6 protein-coding genes and 1 pseudogene are annotated in these 7537 nt (G+C 48.6%); 1 reads left to right on the top strand and 6 read right to left on the bottom strand.

All coding sequences use genetic code 11. The features are described from left to right. Positions 1–113, bottom strand: a pseudogene (locus tag GY843_RS19690) (porphobilinogen synthase); the annotation flags it as partial. A gap of 177 nt (positions 114–290) precedes the next feature. Here GY843_RS19690 and elbB point away from each other — a divergent pair. After that, positions 291–941, top strand: coding sequence for an isoprenoid biosynthesis glyoxalase ElbB (gene elbB / locus GY843_RS19685; protein WP_297312241.1), 651 nt, complete (start codon positions 291–293; stop codon positions 939–941). A 62-nt stretch (positions 942–1003) separates the two neighbouring features. On the opposite strand, the gene GY843_RS19680 is transcribed toward elbB, so the two are convergent. The 5 genes from GY843_RS19680 to hisB all read right to left on the bottom strand — a co-directional run bounded on the left by GY843_RS19680 (position 1004) and on the right by hisB (position 7285). After that, on the bottom strand, positions 1004–4093 hold the full coding sequence (locus GY843_RS19680; RefSeq protein WP_297312240.1) for an efflux RND transporter permease subunit: 3090 nt from the start codon (positions 4091–4093) through the stop codon (positions 1004–1006). Positions 4094–4099: 6 nt separating this feature from the next. Beyond that, on the bottom strand, positions 4100–5110 hold the full coding sequence (locus tag GY843_RS19675) for an efflux RND transporter periplasmic adaptor subunit (protein ID WP_297312239.1): 1011 nt from the start codon (positions 5108–5110) through the stop codon (positions 4100–4102). A 160-nt stretch (positions 5111–5270) separates the two neighbouring features. Further along, positions 5271–6044 carry an imidazole glycerol phosphate synthase subunit HisF gene (gene hisF, locus GY843_RS19670; RefSeq protein WP_297312238.1) on the bottom strand — a complete coding sequence of 258 codons (774 nt, stop codon included), beginning with the start codon at positions 6042–6044 and terminating at the stop codon, positions 5271–5273. Next, the gene (gene hisH / locus GY843_RS19665; RefSeq protein WP_297312236.1) at positions 6044–6688 is read right to left on the bottom strand and encodes an imidazole glycerol phosphate synthase subunit HisH; all 645 of its coding nucleotides are present in this window, start codon (positions 6686–6688) and stop codon (positions 6044–6046) included. The genes hisF and hisH overlap by 1 nt, the downstream gene beginning before the upstream one ends. Positions 6689–6691: 3 nt before the next feature. After that, positions 6692–7285, bottom strand: coding sequence for an imidazoleglycerol-phosphate dehydratase HisB (gene hisB, locus GY843_RS19660; protein WP_297312235.1), 594 nt, complete (start codon positions 7283–7285; stop codon positions 6692–6694). Positions 7286–7537 lie beyond the last annotated feature (252 nt).

Genomic DNA, 7537 nt, shown 5'->3' with positions numbered 1-7537 from the left:
AGATCATCTGGTGTAAGAACGTTTTCACGCATCAGGCGACGGGAGAAATCATTCGCACGCATACGACGCATACGGGTTTCAGGATAAAAACGCTGACTGTTATTAAAGGCCACGGCGGCTTCCTTCTTGGTGCAGAGATGAATTGGACAGAAAAAAGATGACAACCATATGACAGCCTAGTTGAAAGATGGCAGATACCAAGTTGTTCATCTTCGTAGTAATAGATTGAATCTTATCGTAATCTTGCCCTAAAAGGGTATGACCGAACTCATATAAAGGAGTCTGCAAAGATGAAAAAAATCGCGGTAATCCTCTCCGGCTGTGGTGTTTATGACGGCGCAGAGATCTACGAATCCGTTCTAACTCTGTTACAGATCGCTGAGCGTGGTGCTGAATCCCAGTGTATGGCACCGAATATCGACCAGATGCACGTTATCAATCACCTAACAGGTGAAGAGTCGGGGGAAAGCCGTAACGTACTGGTAGAAGCCGCACGTTTAGCCCGTGGTGAAATTATCGATCTGGCAACAGCTAACGCTGACGACTATGACGCGCTGATTATTCCAGGTGGCTTCGGTGCAGCTAAGAACCTATCTGACTTCGCGGTAAAAGGCCCTGAATGTAGCGTAAACCCAGATGTCGTTGCCTTCACTCAGGCGATGAACAAAGCAGGCAAACCTGTAGGTCTAATCTGTATTGCTCCTGCAATGACTCCAATCCTGTTTGGTGAAGGCGCCACTTGCACCATTGGTAATGACGCTGATACTGCTGCTGCCATCGAAGCGATGGGCGGCAAACATCAGGATTGCTGTGTAAGTGAGATCGTAACTGATGAAGAGCTGAAAGTTGTTACAACCCCGGCCTATATGCTGGCGGGTTCAATCACCGAGGCCGCGTCAGGTATCCGCAAGCTGGTTGATCAGGTTATTGAGATGGCTTAACGCTGCAAGCTTTAAGTAAGAGTATAAAGGTGGTTAAGCGTATGCTGACCACCTTTTTTAGTTTAAGTACTTTCTTTGCTCGTTTTATGCGACCACTGCATAAAGATGCGATACAGCATCGGAATCAGGAACAACGTCAGTACTGTTGAGAATGCTAAGCCGCTGACGATCGCCGTGGCTACTGGCCCCCAGATCAGCGAATGACCACCTAAGCCTGTTGCCAGGGAGAACAGTCCCGCAATAGTAGTCAGGGATGTGATCAGAATAGGGATCACCCTACGCCGAGCGGCATAAAGGGTCGCGTGTTTCACCGACATCCCTTTCTCTAAGCGCTGATTACCCGCGGAGATCAGTACAATCGCAGCATTTACCGCAATCCCCGCCAGTGCAACTACACCATACATAGTGAACAGGCTGAGAGGGTTCTGGGTGATAAGCAATCCCATGACTACCCCGGTAAACGCCATTGGGATAGTCATTAATATCATCAACGGCTGCCAGTAGCTGGCAAACTGCGTTCCCAAAATCAGGTACATCAGACCAATACCAAACAGGAACAGTACACCAATCGCGTCCATACTCTCCTGTATATCATCCAGCTCACCAGAGAAATCCAGATCAAGGTTCGGGAACTGATCTCGTAACTGTTCATCCCAGTGCGTAACCACCAAATTATTTGCTGTTACCGTATCGATGGTGTCAGGCAGAATATCGGCTTCAACGGTAATAGCACGGCGGAAGTTGTAGTGACGGATATTGCCTAACGCCTGCTCACGTTCGAAACTAACCAGTTTCGATAGAGGAATTTGCCCTCCTTCAGGCAGCGGTAGTTTAAAGTCCAGTAACTGATCGATATCACTGTAGCTTTGCGGTTGCGCCTTAACACGAATTTCCAGTTTCTCGCCTTCATGCTGCATATCAGCGACCACTTCACCATCTACCAGTAACTGGGTAGTACGGATCACCTGCACGGGGTTCAAACCAGCCTGAGTGATGGCATCGTAATCGGCTTTGAGAGTCAGGGTCATACGGCCGCCAGCAGCATCATCGCTGATATCAGTAATCTCTGGAATAGATGCAAGATAGGCCTTCAGCGCATCCGCCGCTTCACGGATTTCACTATATTCATCACCACGAACTTTAATACTGATCGGCTTAGATACCGGAGGTCCACCAGCCAAACGCAGGAAGGTTATATTCACAGGCCCAGGTAAAGCCATCGCATCTTCACGGACAGCGGCGAGCAGCTCATCAACTGTTCGGTTGTCATCACTCTTAGGCTTTAAACCTACCAACACCTGACCATAGTGATCACCAAACAGCGGTTCCATCTCGGTAAACTGTTGCCCTGAATACCCCACCACTGCACGAAGATCCTCCTCTTTAAGGTGTTTGCGAACCACCTGCTCCATCTGCTTCACCTTTTCCAGCGTTACCGATAGAGGGGTTTGCGGAGCCATCTCAATATTTACATAGAACAGACGTAGCGGATCAGAGGCGAAGAAATCCATTTTGATAAGCCCTGCACCCAATGCCCCCATAGCTCCAATAAACAGAGAACCGATCAAACTAAAGGTAAGAACCGGACGACGGATCGCTTTGATAAGTGAACGAACATAGGTGATCTGGATTTTATGGGTCATGCGTACCCGGAAGCGCTGCATTCTTCCCGGATTAGTAAACTTAACCCGAGCAACACTTACATGCACCGGCAGCATCCAGAACGCTTCAATCAAAGAGATCGCCAGCGCTATTGTTACCACCATCGGGATCACCCGCATAAAATCACCGAGGATACCGGGTAGCAACATCAGCGGCATAAACGCAGCCATTGTCGTTAGAACAGCACTGGTAACCGGCCTTCCAACCTCACTTAATGATGCCATCGTCGCTTCATAAACCGGTTGCCCCAGTTGCAAGCGGTGATAGATTGCCTCCACCACCACAACCGCATCATCCACCAGCATACCCAAAACGATGACCACCCCAAGTAGAACAGTTACGTTGAGGGTTTCTCCCATCCCCCAAAGCACCCAGAAGGTACCGGCAAGAATAAATGGGATACCAATGGCCGTAAGAAATGCGATATGCGCACCGAGAAATAACCAAGCAACCAACAACACCAACAAGAGCCCGATGAGAGCATTATTCTGCATCAGATCAATCGCTTCCCGGGTAGGAATGGTTTGGTCATCTACCAGCACCAGTTTTACCCCGGTTGCCTGCGCTAGTTGGTTACGCTGATCCATATAGACCTTGACCCGCTCCACGAGCTCTATGGTGTTAGCGTTGGCCTTTTTCATCACTGCCAGAACAACCGCAGGCTTACCATCAATCAAGGCATCCTGGGTTGCTTTTTCGCGGGTTTGAACAACATCTGCTATCCGCCCCAGGGTGATCTCTTCCCCCTGCAAACCGATCAATGGAATCTGCTTCACCTGATCAGGATCAGCACTCCGGCCTACCAATCGAACAAGCCATGATTGCCCTCCCACATCTACACTTCCGGCAGATATATCCCTAAACCAGACCGATACTGTATCTGCCAGAGTTGTCGGAGAGAGTGACAACGCCTGCAGCGCAGCAGGATCAAAATTAACCTGCAGTTCCGGATCATCCAGCCCGACCGGATCGACCCGATCGATACCGGCTAGCTGCTCCAGGTCCTCTTCGATATTACGAGCCTGAATACGCAGGTTTTCATCATCATCTAGTGCAGTGACTGCGACTGTTACGCTGGGAAATGCGTTGGCACTGGTGATCTCAAGAATAACCGGATCTGCAGCATTGGCCGGCAACTCATCCTCTACATTCTGGATCTCTCGACGCAGATCATTAACCCGCTTATCAAAAGTACGCTCATCAATATCTTCAAAGCGAATGAGCAAACTAGAAACCGCTTCACGACTGTTAGATGAGGCAAACTTAATATCGGAGACATTCTGGATCGCATCTTCTAAAGGGTCAGTGACTCGTTTCTCAATATCTTCGGCACTGGCTCCAGGCAGGACAGTTGTTACAACGACCCAGTTGAAATTGATAGTAGGATCCTGCTGACGCGGCAGCATATTGTAGGTAAGAAAACCAATCACCAAGACTAGAACAAAGGTGAGGTTTGCCAGCACATGATTGTTAAAAAGCCGTATGATCATAGCGGCTTATTCCTGAGCTGTTATGGTGATTTCATCACCACTGGAAACGGCATGCTGCCCTTCTATGATAATCTGAGTTTCAGGGGGCAGATCTACAACAGCTGCCTGACCCTCAATAGCCCCGGTCAATGCAACAAACTCAGCCTTTCCACCCGAAGCTTTCATAACACCCAAATTACCATCGCGGGAAACAATGTACCTGATAGGTAATCTTCCTTTGGCATCACGCCAAATAAGTCTGCCACTACTGCCTGTAAGCGCACTACTTTCTGAGAAACTAAAACGAACCTGCTGGGTCCGTGCACGGTTATCAATGAAAGGAACAATAGCCCGCAAATTCAGAAAATAATCCTGACCATTAAACTGAAAACTGATCTTACTACTCTGTTTCAGGCTCATGACCTGCTGTGCGCTCAGATCTGCAGATACTTCCTGTGCATCCTTTGCCAGGACTTTCAGCAACATCACACCCGGTGCAACAAGATCACCTTCACTGACAGAACGACCTGTAACCACTCCAGCAAATGGAGCTTCAACCGAACAACGTTCGACAGCCAATTCTGCCTCTTTTAGTTGTGCTTTAGCTCCCTCCTGCTGTGCAAGCAGACTATCCAACTCAGCACGACGCTGGTCCCTTAATTCCTTCGACGCATTTTTTTGCTTTAGCAGAAGTTCAGCACGGGAAAGCTGCTGCCTTGCCAGTCGGGTCTGAGCTTGCAAGGCTTTCAACCCACTCGATGCCTGAGCTTTTCCTAACTCATAATCGGTACACTCCAATCGCAGTAGGCTCTGTCCTGCCTCTATAGAATCGCCGACCTGAACCAAAACATTTTCCACAGGCGCGGATAAACGCGCAGAAACCATCGCATGATTTTCATTAATCACATGTGCTGGAGCACTTTGAGAAGTCTCTTGCAGCAACTCAGATAGAGGCTGAACAACAACGGATGTAGCTGCGGGCACACTGAAGCTGATCCCAAGCATGGCGAACATAATGCAGCGGTGGAGATACCTCATAACTAATCCCTGTATTGATTCATCTTAAAGGAATAAAGCACCAAGATAATGCACTAACACTCTTCATAGTTCCACCTAAGTATTACAAAGGCCCCCTTTCTAAAAATTACAGACACAAAAAAAGCCCCAACAGGGGCTTTAATGTAGATCGCGATAAAGGTTAAAGGCGCACTTCAATCCCTTTATCACGCATATACTCTTTTGCCTGCGGCACAGTATATTCGTTGAAGTGGAAGATAGACGCAGCTAGTACCGCATCAGCTTTACCTTCGATACAACCTTCAACCAGATGGTCCAGATTGCCTACACCACCGGACGCAATAACAGGTACGTTCACCGCGTCGCTGATGGCACGTGTTACTTCCAGATCGTAACCGTTCTTAACACCGTCCTGATCCATAGAGGTCAGCAGGATCTCACCAGCGCCAAGTTCAACCATCTTTTTCGCCCACTCAACCGCATCGATCCCGGTTGGCTTACGACCACCGTGAGTGAAGATCTCCCAGCGGTTTTCTTCACCCTCTTTAGAAACTTTCTTCGCGTCGATAGCCACAACAATACACTGTGAACCAAAGCGCTCAGCTGCTTCTTTTACGAACTCAGGGTTAAATACCGCAGCGGAGTTGATTGATACCTTATCGGCACCGGCATTGAGCATGGTACGGATATCTTCACAAGTACGGATACCACCACCCACTGTCAGCGGGATAAACACCTGCGAAGCCATACGCTCAACCGTATGCACCATAGTGTCACGGCCTTCGTGAGTCGCTGTGATATCCAGGAACGTAATCTCATCCGCGCCCTGCTCATCATAGCGTTTAGCTACTTCAACAGGATCACCGGCATCACGGATATCAACAAACTTAACACCTTTAACAACGCGGCCATTTTCCACATCCAGGCATGGGATAATTCGTTTTGCCAGAGCCATCAGATTTTACCGTCCCAGTTGAGGAAGTTTTTCAAAAGCTGCAGACCAGCTTTGGAGCTTTTCTCCGGGTGGAACTGCACCGCAAACACATTGTCTCGTGCCAGCGCCACATCGAACTGCAGACCATAACGGCATACACCGGATACCAGATCACGATCTTCAGACTGCACATAGTAGCTGTGCACAAAGTAGAAACGGCTACCGTCTTCGATATCGTTCCACAGAGGATGATCGGTCATCTGCGCTACTTCGTTCCAGCCCATGTGCGGAACTTTAAGGCGCTCGCCCTCTTCCTGAAGATCAGCACCGAAGTATTTTACCTCACCCTTAAAGTGAGACAGGCAATCAACGCCGTTGTTCTCTTCAGAACTTTCCAGCAATGCCTGCATACCAACGCAGATTCCCAGAAACGGTTTACCTGAGTTGATCGCATCAGTTACTTCTTTATCTACACCCGCTTTAAGCATCTCCGCCATGCAATCACGCATAGCACCAACACCAGGCAGGATAACGCGGTCGGCACTGGCTACCAGTGCCGGGTCCGCTGTGACAAGTACTTCAACACCCGGTTCTACGAACTCTAGTGCTTTGGCAACCGAGTGTAGGTTGCCCATGCCATAGTCGATTACTGCAACAGTCGACATAACTTACAAACACCCCTTAGTGGATGGCATTACATCCGCTGCGCGCGCATCAATTTCGAGCGCGAAACGCAGGGCACGACCAAACGCTTTAAAGATTGTTTCCGCTTGGTGGTGCGCGTTAAAACCTTTCAGGTTATCGATGTGCAAAGTCACACCAGCATGGTTAACAAAGCCCTGGAAGAACTCCCAGAACAATTGAGTATCCAACCGACCAATATTGGCACGTGTGAATTCAACATCCATCTCCAGACCTGGACGACCTGAGAAATCGATCACTACACGGGACAAAGCTTCATCCAATGGGCAGTAAGCGTGGCCGTAACGCATGATGCCTTTACGATCACCTACTGCTTCCTTGAATGCCTGACCCAGAGTAATACCGATATCTTCCACTGTGTGGTGATCATCGATGTGTGTGTCACCTACTGCATGGATATCCAGATCGATCAGACCGTGACGGGAGATCTGCTCCATCATGTGCTCTAAGAAAGGCACACCTGTTTCTGCCTTAAATTGGCCAGTACCATCAATATTTACCGACACAGTAATCTGTGTCTCCAGTGTATTTCGGCTTACCTTGGCTGTACGTTCCGCCATGGTTATCTCCCGCTAGTTTGAACAGAGCGCAGATTATACAACCATCCCCCAATTCATGCACTTTCCAGCAAACAAATAGAAGCAAAGCTTCCATCTCTGCACTATCTTTTAAGTAATCTTAATTTCCATGTAGAGCTTTGCCGATGGATGAAGTAAGCCTTCAGCAACTCCTTAAAGGTAATCACCGTGCTCTGTTATTGGTGATTGATGCCCTTCCTTTTCCCATTTATTACAAAGATCGGGAGGGATTCT

Source organism: Neptuniibacter sp. (assembly GCF_024231755.1).
GTDB lineage: Bacteria > Pseudomonadota > Gammaproteobacteria > Pseudomonadales > Balneatricaceae > Neptuniibacter.
This window is presented reverse-complemented; position numbering and strand designations above follow the sequence as displayed.

What these genes read in the sequence shown, in the direction of transcription:
- elbB (WP_297312241.1), top strand. Translation starts at nt 291, where the DNA reads ATGAAAAAAATCGCGGTAATCCTCTCCGGCTGTGGTGTTTATGACGGC.
- GY843_RS19680 (WP_297312240.1), bottom strand. Translation starts at nt 4,093, where the DNA reads ATGATCATACGGCTTTTTAACAATCATGTGCTGGCAAACCTCACCTTT.
- GY843_RS19675 (WP_297312239.1), bottom strand. Translation starts at nt 5,110, where the DNA reads ATGAGGTATCTCCACCGCTGCATTATGTTCGCCATGCTTGGGATCAGC.
- hisF (WP_297312238.1), bottom strand. Translation starts at nt 6,044, where the DNA reads ATGGCTCTGGCAAAACGAATTATCCCATGCCTGGATGTGGAAAATGGC.
- hisH (WP_297312236.1), bottom strand. Translation starts at nt 6,688, where the DNA reads ATGTCGACTGTTGCAGTAATCGACTATGGCATGGGCAACCTACACTCG.
- hisB (WP_297312235.1), bottom strand. Translation starts at nt 7,285, where the DNA reads ATGGCGGAACGTACAGCCAAGGTAAGCCGAAATACACTGGAGACACAG.